Origin of the sequence: Halomonas sp. MMH1-48 (assembly GCF_022348105.1) — a bacterium.
GTDB classification, from domain to species: domain Bacteria; phylum Pseudomonadota; class Gammaproteobacteria; order Pseudomonadales; family Halomonadaceae; genus Vreelandella; species Vreelandella piezotolerans.
The window spans coordinates 225,075-241,315 of the sequence record NZ_JAKRFL010000001.1 but is presented as its reverse complement, the minus strand read 5'-3'; the positions used below and the strand labels follow the sequence as shown (position 1 = coordinate 241,315).

The 16,241-nt window shown below is 56.8% G+C and carries 17 protein-coding genes; 7 read left to right on the top strand and 10 right to left on the bottom strand.

What is annotated here, in order from left to right; translation table 11 throughout:
- Positions 1-127: 127 nt before the first annotated feature.
- The 4 genes from MHM37_RS01155 (at position 128) to MHM37_RS01145 (ending at position 2,841) form a co-directional block, all read left to right on the top strand.
- A complete protein-coding gene (locus MHM37_RS01155; protein WP_139527334.1) occupies positions 128-646 on the top strand; it encodes a peptidylprolyl isomerase in 519 nt (172 codons plus the stop codon).
- A 137-nt stretch (positions 647-783) separates the two neighbouring features.
- Positions 784-909 (top strand): cytochrome c oxidase subunit CcoM, encoded by a 126-nt coding sequence (gene ccoM, locus MHM37_RS17060; protein ID WP_255303935.1) that lies wholly within the window; start codon positions 784-786, stop codon positions 907-909.
- Between the two features lie 292 nt (positions 910-1,201).
- Positions 1,202-1,708, top strand: a complete 507-nt coding sequence (locus tag MHM37_RS01150) for a hypothetical protein (protein ID WP_231125641.1) — start codon at positions 1,202-1,204, stop codon at positions 1,706-1,708.
- Positions 1,709-1,737: 29 nt separating this feature from the next.
- A complete protein-coding gene (locus tag MHM37_RS01145; RefSeq protein WP_239295677.1) occupies positions 1,738-2,841 on the top strand; it encodes a GGDEF domain-containing protein in 1,104 nt (367 codons plus the stop codon).
- Here the strand turns inward: MHM37_RS01145 and MHM37_RS01140 are convergent.
- The 6 genes from MHM37_RS01140 to MHM37_RS01115 all read right to left on the bottom strand — a co-directional run bounded on the left by MHM37_RS01140 (position 2,825) and on the right by MHM37_RS01115 (position 9,750).
- A complete protein-coding gene (locus MHM37_RS01140) occupies positions 2,825-3,280 on the bottom strand; it encodes a group 1 truncated hemoglobin (protein WP_239295678.1) in 456 nt (151 codons plus the stop codon). The genes MHM37_RS01145 and MHM37_RS01140 overlap by 17 nt on opposite strands.
- An 89-nt stretch (positions 3,281-3,369) precedes the next feature.
- Entirely contained in the window at positions 3,370-4,227 is an 858-nt protein-coding gene (locus MHM37_RS01135) for a DUF3034 family protein (protein WP_139527335.1), read from the bottom strand.
- Positions 4,228-4,244: 17 nt separating this feature from the next.
- Positions 4,245-6,587 carry an EAL domain-containing protein gene (locus tag MHM37_RS01130; protein ID WP_239295679.1) on the bottom strand — a complete coding sequence of 781 codons (2,343 nt, stop codon included), beginning with the start codon at positions 6,585-6,587 and terminating at the stop codon, positions 4,245-4,247.
- A gap of 11 nt (positions 6,588-6,598) precedes the next feature.
- Positions 6,599-7,276 (bottom strand): Cupredoxin, encoded by a 678-nt coding sequence (locus tag MHM37_RS01125; RefSeq protein WP_239295680.1) that lies wholly within the window; start codon positions 7,274-7,276, stop codon positions 6,599-6,601.
- 149 nt (positions 7,277-7,425) lie between these two features.
- Positions 7,426-7,938, bottom strand: coding sequence for a transglycosylase SLT domain-containing protein (locus MHM37_RS01120; protein ID WP_239283607.1), 513 nt, complete (start codon positions 7,936-7,938; stop codon positions 7,426-7,428).
- Between the two features lie 78 nt (positions 7,939-8,016).
- Positions 8,017-9,750 carry a proline--tRNA ligase gene (locus MHM37_RS01115; RefSeq protein WP_239295681.1) on the bottom strand — a complete coding sequence of 578 codons (1,734 nt, stop codon included), beginning with the start codon at positions 9,748-9,750 and terminating at the stop codon, positions 8,017-8,019.
- 251 nt (positions 9,751-10,001) lie between these two features.
- Between MHM37_RS01115 and MHM37_RS01110 the strand changes: the two genes are divergently transcribed.
- Entirely contained in the window at positions 10,002-10,436 is a 435-nt protein-coding gene (locus tag MHM37_RS01110) for a hypothetical protein (protein WP_239283583.1), read from the top strand.
- Positions 10,437-10,526: 90 nt separating this feature from the next.
- Here the strand turns inward: MHM37_RS01110 and MHM37_RS01105 are convergent, their stop codons facing one another.
- Positions 10,527-11,732: a benzoate/H(+) symporter BenE family transporter gene (locus tag MHM37_RS01105; protein WP_239295682.1), complete on the bottom strand. Its 1,206-nt coding sequence runs from the start codon at positions 11,730-11,732 to the stop codon at positions 10,527-10,529.
- A gap of 132 nt (positions 11,733-11,864) precedes the next feature.
- Here MHM37_RS01105 and MHM37_RS01100 point away from each other — a divergent pair, with 132 nt between their 5' ends.
- Positions 11,865-12,452: a helix-turn-helix domain-containing protein gene (locus MHM37_RS01100; protein ID WP_239295683.1), complete on the top strand. Its 588-nt coding sequence runs from the start codon at positions 11,865-11,867 to the stop codon at positions 12,450-12,452.
- On the opposite strand, the gene nfo is transcribed toward MHM37_RS01100, so the two are convergent.
- Both nfo and MHM37_RS01090 read right to left on the bottom strand, forming a co-directional pair.
- Positions 12,422-13,282 carry a deoxyribonuclease IV gene (gene nfo, locus MHM37_RS01095; RefSeq protein WP_239295684.1) on the bottom strand — a complete coding sequence of 287 codons (861 nt, stop codon included), beginning with the start codon at positions 13,280-13,282 and terminating at the stop codon, positions 12,422-12,424. The genes MHM37_RS01100 and nfo overlap by 31 nt on opposite strands.
- Before the next feature lie 20 nt (positions 13,283-13,302).
- Positions 13,303-14,079: a glycerophosphodiester phosphodiesterase family protein gene (locus MHM37_RS01090; RefSeq protein ID WP_239295685.1), complete on the bottom strand. Its 777-nt coding sequence runs from the start codon at positions 14,077-14,079 to the stop codon at positions 13,303-13,305.
- A gap of 176 nt (positions 14,080-14,255) precedes the next feature.
- Between MHM37_RS01090 and MHM37_RS01085 the strand changes: the two genes are divergently transcribed.
- Positions 14,256-15,233: an NADPH:quinone reductase gene (locus tag MHM37_RS01085; RefSeq protein ID WP_139527344.1), complete on the top strand. Its 978-nt coding sequence runs from the start codon at positions 14,256-14,258 to the stop codon at positions 15,231-15,233.
- A gap of 20 nt (positions 15,234-15,253) precedes the next feature.
- Here the strand turns inward: MHM37_RS01085 and MHM37_RS01080 are convergent, their stop codons facing one another.
- Positions 15,254-16,147 carry a MurR/RpiR family transcriptional regulator gene (locus tag MHM37_RS01080; protein WP_239295686.1) on the bottom strand — a complete coding sequence of 298 codons (894 nt, stop codon included), beginning with the start codon at positions 16,145-16,147 and terminating at the stop codon, positions 15,254-15,256.
- Positions 16,148-16,241: the final 94 nt, after the last annotated feature.

The window sequence follows — 16,241 nt, the reverse complement described above, 5'->3', positions numbered from 1 at the left end:
GGGCTTCTCCAGAAAGAAAACATCGGTGACGTGGCCCGCTGGAAAACCCGACGATGTTAGACTGTGCCAAGGATTCATGGTCAGCGTGCCATGACAAAGGCGACAGCTTACCGGAGAGGAGTTTTCCATGTCGATTACCGCCCATCAGGTAGTGACCTTGCACTACGTACTCAGCGATGTGCTCAGCGATGGTAGCACCCGCGTGCTGGATGACTCCCGTGCACGTCAAAAGCCGCTGGAGTACCTTCACGGTCATGACAATATTCTGCCGGGCCTCGAGCGTGATTTAGCCGGTAAAACCGCAGGCGATGAAGTGAGCGTCACGCTAACGGCGGCGGATGCGTATGGACTGCGTAACGAAGCGTTGGTGCAGAAGGTGAGCCGCGCTTCGTTTGGTGGCGCGGACATCGAGCCCGGTAGCCGTTTTCAAACGGAAGGCGAAGCGGGGCCACAAATCGTGACCGTGCTGGCCATTGACGGTGATGACGTCACCGTGGACACCAATCACCCCCTGGCTGGCCACACACTGCGCTACCAAGTGAGCATTCTTGACGTGCGTGAGGCAACCCGTGCCGAGCTTGCCAAGGGCCACCCGCTGCCGCCGGGCACCGAACATAGTAAAGTGGAAGATCGCAAAGTGTTGTAAGCCCCCCCTAAAAACTGACCTGCATCAAGTGCACGGCTGCCTTTGAGGCGGTCATTTTGAAAGCTTGATCCAGGTCAGTTTCCTCTTGGCTTAACGCAGTACGATGGCCCCATACATCACAGCGGGAGGGGAACATCATGTACTGGGACGACGCTGTTATTTTTGGCTTGGCCACGGTCGCCTTAGTGATCGCTTTCATGGTGGGGTGGGTAGGCTTCGTGATTCGTGACCACCTGCGCAAAGACGAACGCAAAAAACCGTGATTGCAACGACTCTCATGTGCAGATAGCTCGCAGCGTGATACTGCTTTCGTCAATCGACGGTATCAGTCGTCAGGGGAGGGGGCTTACGCCAAGGTGTAAGCTTCCTGTTGCCGGCCCTTTTGGGTCGGCTTTTTTGTGCTTTTTACTTCACTGATTCTCATTGGCCACGGACCCCCAAAGGGAATCGATTGAGCCGAAAGTGTTAATAGACGTTGAAGAGCATTGGCCTTCTTGCTCTGGTAAAGTGCATGGATCTTATCGTGCACTAAACCAAACTAGGAAGCTGCCTGCTATGAATGCTGTTCCGTCTCGTCTGCCCCTGCGCTTCGGTAGGGCGTGCTCCAAAGCAGCCATGGTGCTCGTTACCTTATTACTGGTTGGCGTGTCGCCCGCGGTTCAAGCACAAGCGCTGAGCTTGATCAATGGGGAGTCCACGCAAAAGGTAGCACTGGGTGATTTGCGTGATCGTGCCGATACCGCCTTTACCGTTTTCGATCCTTTCCAAGGCCGTGATGTCGACATGCGCGGCATCTCTTTCCGTGATTTTTTGATCGAGCATTTTGGCGAGGTGCCGCCGACATTGCACTTTACCGCCTGGGATGATTACGAGGTCAGTCTTGGCGGCTGGGACGACCCGAGTTGGTACTTGGTGACCATCGAAGATGGCGAGCCCCTAAGCCTGCGCTCGCGGGGGCCCATCCGGCTAGTCGAGCGGGAGTATTCTGGACGAGATATCGAAAACTTGCGCGACTTCAACGACTGGATTTGGATGATTCGCAGCATTGAGGCACAGTGGTGACCTCTCCAGATCCAAATAAGCAGCAAGGCTTGTCAGTTCGCTGGGGGGTGCATCGGCTGTTTAACTGGCTGTCGCTGAGTCTGATGAGTTTCGTGGGCCTGATGGTACTGATCGTTTACGAAGCGCGCTGGGTCTACCCTGAAATCCAAGCCTATTTCAGCCAGACCGGCAGTCTCACTGGCCAGCAGTTGGCGACCCGTGCGCGAGGCTATGTGCAGCGCGCTCAAGAGGAGCTGTTGGTCGCCGCCTCACCTCTCGAAATCAATAGCGCTCGTCACTCGCTGGAACTTGCCTACGGTCTGTTCGACGTGGACGTTTACCGTCAAAAATATGCCTGCACCGAACCCAGCTTGGCACTCATGGATGAACTTGCCGAGCTCCTCGATACTCAGCAGGTCGACCCCTTCGATGCCGCTCATGCCCTGTTCATTCCGGTTCAGTGCCTGACTCGCATCGAGATGAATCAGCTAGACCAACGCGGTGTGGTCATCAATGATTTTTCATCCAGCACTCGTCGGCACCATCAGATACTGACGTATTCAAGCGTGCTAATTTTTGCGCTGGGCCTGCTGTTTTGGATCATGCACCAACGCCAGCTTAAACGCACCGAGCGGGCGAATTCGGAAAAAATTGCCTGGATGGCTAGGGCCATGTGCGATCCTCTGACCGGCATTGGCAATCGCAGCGCGCTCTACCAAGACGTTGCGGCGTATACAGGCTGTTCGATGGGCTTGATCCTGGTCGATATCGATTTCTTCAAGCAGTATAACGATGCTCTGGGCCACCCGGAGGGGGACCGCCTGTTACGGAGGCTCGCAAGGCTACTGAAGAGCGCATTGGGAGAACAGGCGCGCCTTTACCGGCTCGGGGGTGATGAGTTTGCGGCACTACTGCCATGCCCCAACGACCAAATGCTGGTGCATCATTGTGAAGCACTGCAATTGGGACTGGAAGAAGCCCAGTGCCACCATCCAGCGCATCCCGACAATAAGGACGTGACGTTGAGTATTGGGGGCGCCCGCTTTGTGGCCGACGCTACTTCGTTCGCGGCGGCCTATGAAGCGGCCGACAAAGCGCTTTATCAAGTCAAAACCGCAGGGCGCGACGGCTGGCAAATTACTGCAAGCGCATGACGTCGTCGTACATGGGGGCCAAACGGCCCAGCATGTCGTTGCGGGCGGCTAGCGGTACGTTTTCATCCGCCATGGCGGCGTCGAGATATTCCACCACACGATTGAAGTGGGCGTTGGTGATGCCCATGGTTTGGTGGGCGCGGTCCATGGGTGGGCCATCATACTGACAGGGGCCATCGGCCACATCGCAAAGTTGCGTCGCAAGCGAAGCTGCAAACAGATCGATGTTGCTATTGGCGAAGTAGCTGACGATCTCGTCGTCATCGGCAATGCGGTAAAGCAGATTCTCGACCACTGCATCGATGGTCGCCTGTCCACCCATGCGCTCATAGAGCGTGACGTTCTGGGGCTGATGTGCGCTGCAGCCTGTGATGAGCAGCGCTCCAGCGAATACGCTGGCCATGGTCGTGCAGCGTAACGCGCATAGTGATCTCATCATGAAAAATCCCATGGCGGCTCCTTTCGTGATCTTTTTGATTAGGCGTTGTAGGGGGTGGGGCATAAGCCTGGTGGGTCGGTGTGAACGATTTAGAACGCTGCTTGCAGCGAGAGGTAGCCGCCACGCTGAGACGGCAGCCCGGCGATATCGCCTAAATCCAACCACGCGCCGGTCAACGAGACGTGTTTATTGAAGAAGTAGGCACTGTAGACACTTTGCCAATCCTCCTCTTCGGCAACGCTCAGGTTGTCGGGTTTTTGGCGGTATTCGGTCCCTACAATCCAGTTGGGAGTGACGAAGACCCCAACACTACCTTCCGCCATCCATGCGTGACCGCCTTGATCCCCGCCAAATCCTAACAGGCCGCCCTGGTTGGCTGAGGTGTTGCGCAGCGTACCGTTGATCAGCACGTTACGCCCCAAGAAAGCATTGAAGAGCAGTTTGCTGGCACTCAAGTAGGTATCGGTACCGTTCACGTCATCGGCACCGAGGGCCGTTGGTACGCTGCCGTCCACCAGACGTTTATGCATGACGCCAGCGCTCCATATGCCAAGCGGGTGATACAGCACGTCGCCGAATAGGCGTACTTTTGCGCCGTAAATGTTCTGCTCCAGTTCTCCACCTAGCGTCGACAGCTCGAACGATTGGCGAGCAATGGAGAATTCCATGCGATCATGGAGGTTTAGGCTGGCGCTGGTCACAGTGAGTCGATAGTCATCGACCCAGGCGCGTGTTGCCGCAGCGGTTACGCCGATTTCATCGTCGCTTGCGGTGCTCGACAGCACGGCCCAGGGGGAGAGGCCGCCCCCGGCTGCTCCCTCAATGGCACTGACGGCACCGGTGCCTAGAATACGGCTGCCCGCCATGCTGGCAGTAGCGACCAACAGCGTACTGAGCGCGGTCGCCGTGACGATAGCGCGCCGTTTTGATGAGCCAGTCTTGCGCATAACGTTCCCTTTTTTAATTAGTGAGCCGTCTCGGCCGAGAGTGACAACGGCTTGAATTCGTCTAGCCAGTCGGTGATGGCTTCCGCGGGCATGGGTTTGGCAATCCAATAGCCCTGAAGATAGTCGCAGCGTAGGTGGCTCAATATCTCGGCACTGGCGCTGTTTTCTACCCCTTCCGCAACGATCTTGAGCCCTAAATGGTGGCCCATCTCGATGGTCGAACGGACGATGGTGAGATCTTCTTGCTGGGTATCCAGCTTCAAAACGAACGATTTATCGATTTTGAGCTCATTGACCGGTAACCGTCTGATTTGCGCCAGGGATGAATAGCCGGTGCCATAGTCATCAACGGCAATCGTAAGCCCCATTTGGCTAAGCGCCATTAACGTTTCAGTCGCAGCATCAACATCTTGCATGACGGCGCTTTCGGTGACTTCCAGTGCAAGCTGGTCAGGCGACAGGCCGTAAGTCTCGAACAGCTCGTGGATATGCATTGACAGGCCAGGATCGATCACGTCGCTTGCCGAGAGGTTGATGGCCACCGAGAGATGGCAACCTTGACGTTTCCAGTCGCTAAGCTGCTCACATACGTGGTCTAGCATCCAGTCAGTGAGTAAGCCAATATTGCCTGAGCGCTCGGCCAAACCGATGAATTCGTCCGGGGGAACGAAACCGAGCGTGGGGTGGCGCCAGCGCATCAGCGCCTCGAATTGGCAAACGTTGCCCGTGGTGGTGTCGACTTTGGGCTGATAGGCCATCCATAGTTCACCGTTGTCTACCGCTTCCTGAAGATCACGAATCAACATGAGCTGGCGCAGGTGCTGTTCGTCTTGGCCCTCCACGTAGCGCTCGTGGGAGTGACGATGGCGACGCGCTTTATCGAGGGCAATGTCCGAGCGACGCAGTAGCAGTTGGGCGCCGTCGCCGTGGGTGGGATAACTGACTTCACCGACAGACAGCGATGGGACGATCAGCGATTTTTCCAAGCTAATCGGTTCGCTGATCTCTTCGATTATCTCTTCACGTTTGCGCTGGTCAAGCTCGGGCGCGTCGATCATCAGCATCATCTCGTCGCCATCCAGGCGATACGCCTTTTCGGCGGGGGCGGGCAAGCGGTGCAAACGTTCAGCGAGGGTCACCAGAAGATGATCGCCGAGCTCGTAGCCGAAGGTATCGTTGATGTCGCGAAAGTCATTGATGGATAAACGCAGCAGCGTAAAAGGTGTCTTCAACCGAATGAAGCGTTGGATGTCTTCAAAAGCGCTGACTCTGTTGGGCAGATTAGTGAGCAGATCGTGACGCGACTGATGCAGCAGCGTGGCTTCACGCTCGGCAATGTCCCCCTGCATGGAGAGTAGCGTTTTGGCTAATTGATTGGTCTCGGTCACCGAGCTGCCGCTAGCGATAGTGTCGATATGCTCACCCTGGCCAATGCGTTTAGCCGCTTGGGCTAGACCAATCAGTGGCTTGCTGATGCTTCGTGCGCTCCAGAGCGCCACGACCAGCGTCAAAAGCAGCATTAGCGCAACGATACTCAGTAGCTGCCACTGCAAGCGACTGTAAGCCGCCAGTAGCTCGTCGCGAGAGAGCTGAATGAGCGCGAATGTTTGGAAGTTTGGGTCTGCCATCAAGGTCGTCGCATAAGAGAAGTAGCCATTCTCCTGCGACAGTTGATGATTGGGCGTGTAAGCACCCTCTATCAGTTGTTTTCCGCTATCGCTCATCAAGCTGACGGCCAACTGATCGCTATGGGAGCTGGCGAGGTAACTGATATCGCCACTGGCGTCATAAGTGACAATGCTGACTTCCAAGCCGGTGAGTGCATTGAGCTCTGAGGTCACGTTCTCGTCGATCAAAAACCCCATGCCGACCCAGCCAATCAGATTGGGTGCGCGTACCGGTAGAAGCACGAACTCGTAAGGTTCGCCATCATCGATCACCACACCGACTCCGCTGCCGGTTTGCTGGGCACGTTGAAACAGGTCTGGAAACGGCATGGGGCTGTTTTGGGCATGGTGGCTGCTGGCTAGAACGTTACCGTTCAAATCGCTCAGCATCACCAAGTCGGCCTTGGCACGATCGCCATGATTGGCCAACACCGAGTAGAGCGTGGCCGTATCCTGGGTGGCAACGGCGCTTTTAAAGCCAAAGTCCTCGGCGAGAATGGCCACGTTACCTAGTAACTGCTCGCCGCGAATGTTCAGCAACTGCTCAAACACCCTGGCACCAACCTCCAAGCGCTGATTGCCTTTGGTTAACGCATCGTTTTGGGTCGCGCGCAAAAACGCGATCCCCGTTGCTAGCTGTGAAATGATCACGACCGTCAACAGAACGAGCGTTAATCGCGTGCGAAAGCGCATGGTTCCCTCGTTCAGTGACTATGCGTAGCGTTTTGAAAACGCTGTTGCAGCGGCGAGAGTGTAGGGGCGGGCGGAGGCACTGCGTTGAGCTCCAACGCCACGGTCAAAGTGTCAGCATCGCTGATCTCACCTTCCCACCATACGTTCTGACTATCGTCCATGCGGCTATGCCATACGCGCATTCGGTGGGCGCCGTCAGGAAGCGCTGGGAGTGAAAGACGGCCTTCGCTGTCAGTCAGTGCTGCATAAGGCGCATCGCTGACCACGATGAACGCCTGCATTTGGTCGTGAATGTTGCAACCCAGCACCACAACGCCGGCTTGGTCAAAGTGAACGGGCGGCGGTGTTTCGCTGAGAAACAACTCGAGCTCGAAGGTTTTCGCAGGTGAAAAAGAGAAAACGTGGTGCCGTGTGGTATCTTCGTTCGGAAACGCCACATAGCTGCCGGTAGGGATCGTTGTGACTCGGGGGTTAAAGGAGGCATTACGCTGAACGATATTTTTCGTCTGAATGTCGCTAGGCGCGGCAGGCTGGTAATAGACCTCCACTACGGCATTTTCCAAGGGGATGCCATCGGTGTCGGTGACGCTTACATTCGCGGCCTGTGCAGAAAAGCTCGTCATGGTCGTCAAGCAACCAAGCGTCCATAGAGTGAGGGTAAAACGCACGCCTTGACGCAATGTAAGCATGGGGAGTTACCTAAGTAAGTACGAGATGGCCAATCATGTAATGATTATGTGGCAAAGTCATGTTGATGCACTAACGATCTACTCACAGAAAGTAAAAAGCGTCAGCATCCGACTCTATATCGGCACCTGCAAGCTCGGCTTGAGGATGCCTAGCGCCAGTGGTTTTGCCACGCATCGAACACCCGTTCCGGGTACCACGTTTTACCTAGACTGCCATTGTAGCGAGCGAGTGCGCGGGTAAAGTCGCCCCGTTCGATGGCTAGATAGTGGGCGAGAATCGTGCAGCCATAGCGCAGATTGCGGTTGGGATCGGTGAGATCGTCCATGGGTAGGCCAAGCTCTTCTACCCAAAATGGCATGATCTGCATCAAGCCGACGGCACCCGCAGAAGACACTGCCTCGGCGTTAAAGGCGCTTTCTACCTGGATGAGTGCCAATACGAGATCGGGCGGTAGCCCGGCGAGCCGAGCTTCTTGGTAGAGGCGTGTCAGTAGAGCGTGGCGCCGCTCAGGCGAGGCGACAAATCTGGCAAGCGGCGCATCCTTGCGGCTGCGCCACTGCTGTAACTGCCACTGACCATAGGGCGTTCGTAGATCGGCGGCTTCCAGCGTAGCTCGCAGTGGTGGCTCCGCCACGCTGGGCGAAGCGATGGCGGTCATCATTAGGATGACCGCCATCGTCCTTATCACATGTCGCTGCCGCCAACGCCCCCGAAAAGAGCTCAGTGACATACGTGCTGATTACTTAGCGCTAATAAGGCCCGCTTGTTCACGCAGGAAGTCCACAATGTTGTCGGCAGGGATCATGGTGGCCTCGCTGTCGCGACGTCCTTTGTACTCCAACTCGCCGTTGTCCAGGCCGCGGTCGCCGATCACCACGCGGTGCGGCACACCCATGAGCTCTAAATCGGCAAACTTCACACCAGGACGCGTATCCCGGTCATCTAGCAGGACGTCCAAACCTGCTTCGGTCAGCGTTTGGTAGAGGCGCTCGGACTCTTCGCGCACACGCTGTGATTTATGTGCATTCATTGGCACCAGCGCGACGTGGAAGGGGGCGATGGCATTGGGCCAAATAATGCCGGCATCGTCGTGGTTCTGTTCGATCGCCGCCGCGACCACGCGCGTTACGCCAATGCCATAGCAACCCATCCATGGATGGCTGGTTTTGCCATTGTCGCCCAGCACGCTGGCATTCATCGCTTCAGAGTACTTCTTGCCAAGCTGGAACACGTGGCCGACTTCGATGCCGCGCTTGATCGAGAGCGTGCCTTGGCCGTCAGGTGACGGGTCGCCTTCTACCACGTTACGAAGGTCGGCGACCTGTGGCAGAGCTGCATCGCGTTCCCAGTTGATGCCAAAGTAGTGTTTTCCGTCGATATTGGCACCTGCGCCGAAATCGCTCATCAGGGCCACGCTTCGGTCGATGATGATCGGCATTTCCAGGCCGACCGGGCCTAGCGAGCCGGGACCTGCCCCCACTGCCGCACGGATTTCTTCCTCGTTGGCCATGGTCAGCGGGGCTTTTACCTGGGGCAGGTTCTCGGCTTTGACTTCGTTGAGTTCGTGATCACCGCGCACCAGCAGGGCAATCAGGCCGCCTTCAGCTGCATGTACCATCAAGGTTTTAATGGTCTTTTCAATAGGCAGCTTGAACTGCTCCACCAGCGTGGCAATGGTTTTGGCATTGGGGGTATCGACCAAGCGCATCTCCTCGCTGGGAGCGGCGCGCTCGACATTGCTGCCGAGTGGTGCGGGCAGCGCTTCGGCTTTTTCGATGTTGGCGGCGTAATCGGAGGCATCCGAGAAGACGATATCGTCTTCGCCGGAATCGGCCAGCACATGGAATTCGTGAGAGCCTGTGCCGCCAATGGAGCCGTTATCGGCAATCACCGGGCGGAAGTCGAGGCCAAGGCGAGTAAAAATGCGCGTATAGGCGTCGTACATACCCTGGTAGGTCTCTTTGAGAGATTCCTCGTCCAGGTGGAAGGAGTAGGCATCCTTCATGATGAATTCACGCGAGCGCATCACGCCGAAACGCGGACGAATCTCATCACGGAATTTGGTTTGAATCTGGTAGAAGTTCACCGGCAGCTGCTTGTAGCTGGCGATCTCTTTGCGCACGAGATCGGTGATGACTTCTTCATGAGTGGGGCCTACGCAGTAATCGCGCTCGTGGCGATCTTTCAAACGCAGCAATTCCGGGCCGTACTGCTCCCAGCGGCCAGACTCCTGCCATAGATCGGCGGGTTGAACGGCAGGCATCAATACTTCTTGGGCACCGGCCCGGTTCATCTCTTCACGCACGATAGCTTCCACTTTGCGCAGAGTGCGTAGCCCCAGGGGCAGCCAAGTGTACAGGCCCGAGGTGAGACGGCGGATCATCCCGGCGCGCAGCATTAACTGGTGGCTGATGACTTCAGCATCGGCCGGGGTTTCTTTTAATGTCGCAATCAATAATTGGCTGGCGCGCATGGGTGTGAGCATTCCTTGGTTAACAGTGGTGACGCTGAATGTTGTATCGAACGTAGCGCTTAATCGAGCGTTGAATCGCGCATTGTACGGCGAAGCGGGTAAGGCGGCAAAATCCTAATCGGCTCGGTGAGCGTGCGCGGTAGCGGAAGTGTGCTAGAATCGAGCGGCATTTGAGTCGATAGTCGTTGATTTGACCATAACAAGCAGCCATGCGTCGGCTATCGGAACGTTTAGTTTTCGAGGGAACCTCCATGCAGCAAGCAGTTCGCCGTTGGTTAACGGGGGCCGTTATAGGCGTCTCCATTGTGGCATTGAGCGGTTGCGGAACCATGTTTTACCCTGAGCGTAAAGGGCAAATGAGCGGCGATGTCGATCCAGTCGTGGCGATTGCCAACGGTGTGGGTTTGCTGTTTTTCATTGTGCCTGGAGTAATTGCTTACGCCGTCGATTTTTCGAATGGCACCATCTATCTCCCTAGTGCGAGTAGCGCATCGGTAGATGTTCATCATTTAAACGACGCGATGGACATGGCCTCTTTGGAGAAGCTGCTGTCAGAGAAAGCCGGTCAGCCCGTGAGCTTGGAGAACGAGCTGCTGGTGATCGAGGAGATGGACAGTTTGGATGAGGCTCTGGCCATGGTGAGGATGTCCGGCGTGTTGGATGAGGAGCGGCTGGCCACGATGTGAATGGTCGGCGTCTGTATACCAACGCCCCTCTTAAACGCCCCTGTCAGTTCATTACCTGACAGGGGCGTTTATCTTTTGCTGCACAGTTTTTTACGATGTTGCTTTCGCTGAGGTTATTTTCAATACCGTCAAACCGGCTACCAACCCCCAAAAGGCTCCCCCGATCCCCAGCAGCGTAATGCCTGAACCGGTCAGCAAAAAGGTCACGATGGCTGCGTCGCGCTGCTCGCTCTTTTCAAACGCACTTGCCAACCCTGCGCTCAGCGTGCCAAGCAGGGCAATACCCGCCAGCGCTAGGATAAGAATACTCGGTAATGCATTGAAGATGCCGGTGACCGTGGCGCCAAATATACCCATCGCCACATAGAAAACGCCTGCGGCAACGCCAGCGGTATAGCGTTTTTTAGGGTTTGGGTGCGCATCTGGCCCCAGGCAAACCGCAGCGCTAATGGCGGCCATGTTCAACGCATAGCCGCCCAACGGGGCGAGCAGCAGCGTAGCGCCGCCTGTCCATGTCATCAGCGGCGAGCTATTGGGCTGGTAGCCTGCTGCCCGTAAAACCGCAACACCCGGTAAATTTTGAGTCGCCATAGTGATCACGAACAGCGGAATACCGATACTCAGCATCGTCATTGGGTTAAACACCGGGACAGTAAAGACGGGGAGCGTGGGTGTTAGCGGAATATCCTGGGTGCTGATTTGGCCTTGCAGTAGCGCCATCATGACACCAATGAGCAACACGCCAGGCACCGCGAGCGTCGGCCATAAACGCCTGCCAGCCACCCAGGCCGCCAACATGACCATCGGCAGCAGCCACTGGCGTTCCATCACGTTGAATAACTCCAGTCCAAAGCGCAGCAGAATACCGGCCAGCATGGCGGAGGCAATGGCACTAGGAATATGGCGCATCAAGCGCTCGAAAAGCCCCGTGACGCCGCACAACGTGATCAGTAGCGCTGAAAACAGAAACGCGCCGATAGCTTCTTCGATTGGAATGCCGGGCAGGTTCGTGGCTAGAAATGCTGCGCCTGGCGTCGACCAGGCCGTCAACAGCGGCATTCGGTAGCGCAGCGACAGGCCCAGTGAGGTCACCCCCATGCCAATGCCCAGCGCCCAAAGCCACGAGCTAATTTGCGCCGTGCTGGCGCCGGCGGCCGTTGCGGCTTGAAAGATAATCGCCGCCGAGCTGGTGTAACCAATCAATACGGCAACGAAGCCCGCAATGACGGTTGATAGACTACTATCGCGCCATAGGCTAGGCGCAGGTTCGTCGTGAGTAGTGGAGGGCGTTTCCATGGGTGGCCTCGTGCAAGCTGGGGTGGCACTATGTGCGTCATAACGCACAAGCGCCACGTTACCACTGTGCGTTATAGCGCACAACTGGGGTTGAGACTGGGTTTGAAACAGGACCTGAAACAGGAGAGAGGAATGGCAATCGAACCGCACACCATTGCTGCACATATTGCGGGGACAGTGCGTCAGTTGCGCAAAAAGCGCGGCTGGAGCCTTGACCGGGCGGCCGGTGAAACGGGGGTGAGTAAAGCCATGTTGGGGCAGATAGAGCGCGGTGAGTCTAGCCCTACTGTTTCGACGCTCTGGAAGATTGCCAGCGGCTTTCGGGTATCTTTCTCGACACTGTTCGATAATGACAAACCCGCGTTAGGTGAGCTACACCGAGACGGTCGAGAGTCCGTCTGGGGTGATGACAGCGCCGGTATGCAGGCGCGCTTGCTGTTTCCCTACGACCCTCTGCTGGGGTTCGAGATGTTCATGATCGAACTTGCCCCTGGAGCGATCAGCGAATCATCGGCCCATGCCAGCGGCGTGGTGGAACACATCGTGATAGTGGAAGGGGAGATGGAGCTGCGCATTGATGAGCGCTGGCAAACGCTGCGGGCTGGCGAGGGGCTGCGTTTTTTTGCTGACCGGCCCCACGCCATGCGCAATAACACGGAGGGCCGGTTACGCTTTCACGATGTGATTCATTATTTGCCCGGCGCGGCGTCGGGCATTTGAGCGCGCAGCCAGTTGAGTTCCTCGGCCCAGATCTCGGGCTCGATGGTCTCCAGAATCATCGGGATGCCTTGGATGCGCTGGTCTTGCATGATAGCGCTAAAAGCGTCCAGTCCGATATTGCCCTTACCTAGGCTGTGATGTCGGTCGACGCGGCTGGCAAAAGCGCTTTTGGCGTCGTTCAGGTGCATGCCGCGCAAGTACTGGAAACCCACGACCTTGCCAAGCTCATCCAGAGTGGCCTGTGTTGCGTCGCGGGTGCGGAGATCGTACCCAGCAGCGAAGGCGTGGCAGGTATCGATGCATACGCCTACCCGTGCTTTATCATCGACTTGCTCAATAATCTCGGCCAGGTGCTCGAAGCGCCAGCCGAGGTTGGTGCCTTGACCTGCGGTATTTTCGATCACCGCGGTCACGTCCTGGGTATCCGCCAGCGCTTCATTGATCGAGTCGGCAATACGTGACAGACACTCGGTATCGCTGATTTTGTTCAGGTGGCTGCCGGGGTGAAAGTTGAGCAGCGTCAACCCTAGCTGCTCGCAGCGCTGCATCTCGTCTAGAAACGCGGCACGGGATTTTCTAAGCCCCTCTGACTCTGGATGGCCCAGATTAATCAGATAGCTGTCGTGGGGCAGAATTTGCTTTGGGCCAAAGCCGTGGTCTTGGCAGGCCTCCTTGAAGGCGGCAATGGCCTCGTCCGTCAGCGGTTTCCCCTTCCACTGACGCTGATTCTTGGTGAACAGCGCAAACGCCGTTGCACCGATCTCGACCGCGCGCAGCACGGCCTGATCCGCGCCGCCCGCTGCACTCACATGAGCACCCAGATAATTCATCATTTCCCTTAAATGGCAGGTTAAGCAGATTGGCCCGCACGTTGGCGATTATCTAAATATCGCTTAAAGGCGGCGGGCTCATCGGTAATGGCACTGGTCACGCCCCACGACCAGCGGCTGGCAAAAGCGCTGGGGTCGTTAGCGGTGTAGCAGAGTATCTGGTAGCCATCGCGGCACATGGCAGCGGCTTGCGTCTGCTTGAGCCTTGGCCAGTGGGGGTGAATACTAAACGCCTGTACCGCCTCACACTGCTCACGCCAGTGCTTGGGCACACTACCAAACAGGGCGCCTAGTGCCAGTGCTTCTTCAGGGGCATGGTGTCGGCAATGGACAAGGGCGGTCGAGTCAAACGACGAGATCACCAACCGCTCGGGAGGTAGAGCCTCTAAAACGACGGGCAGTACCTCATCCACCAGGCGGATGGGGTCACGGCCTTTATTGACCTTGATCTCTAGGTTAACGCCCATCTCCAGCTCGTTCAGCAGGGAGAGCATGGTCTCCAGGCTGGCCATTTTTTCTCCGGCAAAGCGATCACCAAACCAGCGGCCTACATCGAGCTGCTGGGCCTGCTGCCACGTGAGGTTGGCAAGCTCTCCTCGACCATCCGAGCAGCGGCTCACATCGCTGTCGTGCCAGATGACGGGTGTATCGTCTTTCAATAGCTGCACATCCAGCTCTACCCAGGTGGCACCGGCTTGTTGGGCCGCACGGACGGCGGTTAGGGTGTTTTCAGGCGCTGCCGCTGAGTAGCCTCGATGGGCAATAAGCGTAGGAACAGAAATAGCAGGATGCGTCATGTCCAGTCCGTGTGTGGTGGCTGATAAACGGAGTGATCACCATTGTTGGCACAGTCTAGCACGCAGCCATGACAGCCGTGTGTCGGTTTAGCGGGCTAATCACTTGATTTAATGTGCCCAACGCGGTTGGATAGCGTCCAGGGTATGTCCAATAATTAATAACAGGAGTCTCATGAATGTCTAAGCGTATCCAGTTTTCCAAGACCGGTGGTGCCGAGGTGTTGGAGTGGGTGGAGGTCGAACCGGCTGCCCCCGCCGCCGGCGAAGTGCGTATCGCCAATAAAGCGGTGGGGCTCAACTTTATCGATATCTATTTCCGCACGGGGCTATATCCCGCGCCTGCCATGCCGTCTGGGCTGGGAACGGAGGGCGCTGGCACGGTGGATGCCGTCGGCGAAGGTGTGACGCATCTCAAGGTGGGTGACCGTGTGGCGTATGCCCAAGGCCCGCTGGGTGCTTATGCGGAATTGCACACGCTACCTGCCGCTAAAGTCGTCAAATTGCCTGACTTTATCGATTTCGACACTGCCGCTGCCAGCATGCTCAAAGGCCTAACGGTGCAGTACCTGCTGCGCCAAACCTATGCACTCAAGGGCGGTGAGACCATTTTGTTCCACGCGGCGGCTGGTGGCGTTGGCTCCATTGCTTGCCAGTGGGCCAAAGCGCTCGGCGTCAAGCTGATTGGCACGGTCAGCTCCCAAGAAAAAGCCGATCTTGCCATGGCCAACGGCGCTTGGGCGACCATCGACTACACCAAGGAAAATGTGGTGGAGCGCGTACGCGAACTCACCCAGGGTGAGATGTGCGACGTGGTTTATGACTCCGTCGGTAAAGATACCTGGGAAATGTCGCTGGACTGCTTGAAGCCCCGCTCGTTGATGGTGAGCTTTGGCAACGCTTCTGGCCCCGTCGATGGCGTGAACATCGGTATTCTGAACCAGAAGGGCGCGCTTTTCGTCACGCGCCCGAGCCTGAACGGCTACGCTGACACGCGTGAGCGCCTAGAAATGATGTGCGACGAATTCTTCGGCATGATCGAAAGCGGAAAAATCCACATCGACGTGGCTAACCGCTACCCGCTACAAGAGGCTGGCAAGGCACAGGATGCGCTGCAAAGCCGTAAAACGACGGGCTCTACGATTCTATTGCCGTGATACCTACTCGTTATCGACACTTACTCGATATCGACGTAAGCACCCAACTGACGCATTCGGCTCTCAAAACGGGTCACGTTGTCGACCAGCTGGTCAGGGCCGAATGCCACGCACTCCGCTAGAATCGCTTCGCTGAGCGTAATCGCCGCCAGTATCGACGGGAAAAAGTGCGGCGTGGCGTTGGCGACGGTAAACGTCATGCAGGCACCCGGCACGAGTGGCGATCGCAGCGTATCGGTAATCACGATGGCTTGAACGCCGTTGGCGCGGGTAATTTCCAGCGCCTTCATCGTCTCGGCGCAGTAGGGCTCAAAGCCAAACGCCACCACCACATCCTGCTCATTGAACGGAGCCAATTCGGTGAGCAAGCCTCCCTCCTGGCCGCGAATGAGCGTCACTTCCGGCATCGCAATGCGCCCCACGTAGGCAAAGTGGTACGCGCAGGCGAAGGTGTCTCGAAACCCGACCACGGCGACTCGCCGTGCGGCCAAGATTCGCTCGGCGGCCTCTTTGACGCGCGTTTGGTTATCCGCCGTAAACAGCCTGCCAATATTATCGAAGGCAGCGTCGCCTACCTCCGCAAACAGCGCCGCTTCTGGTTTTCGGTGCTGCTGCTTCAACTGGCTGGCGCGGCCGGATAGCTCCACCGGCGCTGCTTGCACTGCCGATTGAAACACTTCCCGAAATGGCTCGTAGCTCTCGAACCCAAGCCGCTTGGCTAACCTGACCAGAGTGGAGGGAGTGACGGATGCTGCCTGAGCCGTTTTGCGGATCGACTGAAACGCCATCTCTGCAGGGTGTTCCAGCACATAGCTGGCGGCACGCTTGAGCTGTGGGCTAAGCGCTGCGTAGCTCTCGGCTAGCTGCAGGTGAATGCTGTCCAGGCTGATGGCGTGAGTGGCGTTGTCTGGCATGGCACCCTCTTTCATGGAAAATAAAACATTTGTACCAATTATAAATGTTTTTGCTACAGATGTATTGACGCCGTCCCAGCGACTACTTTATCGT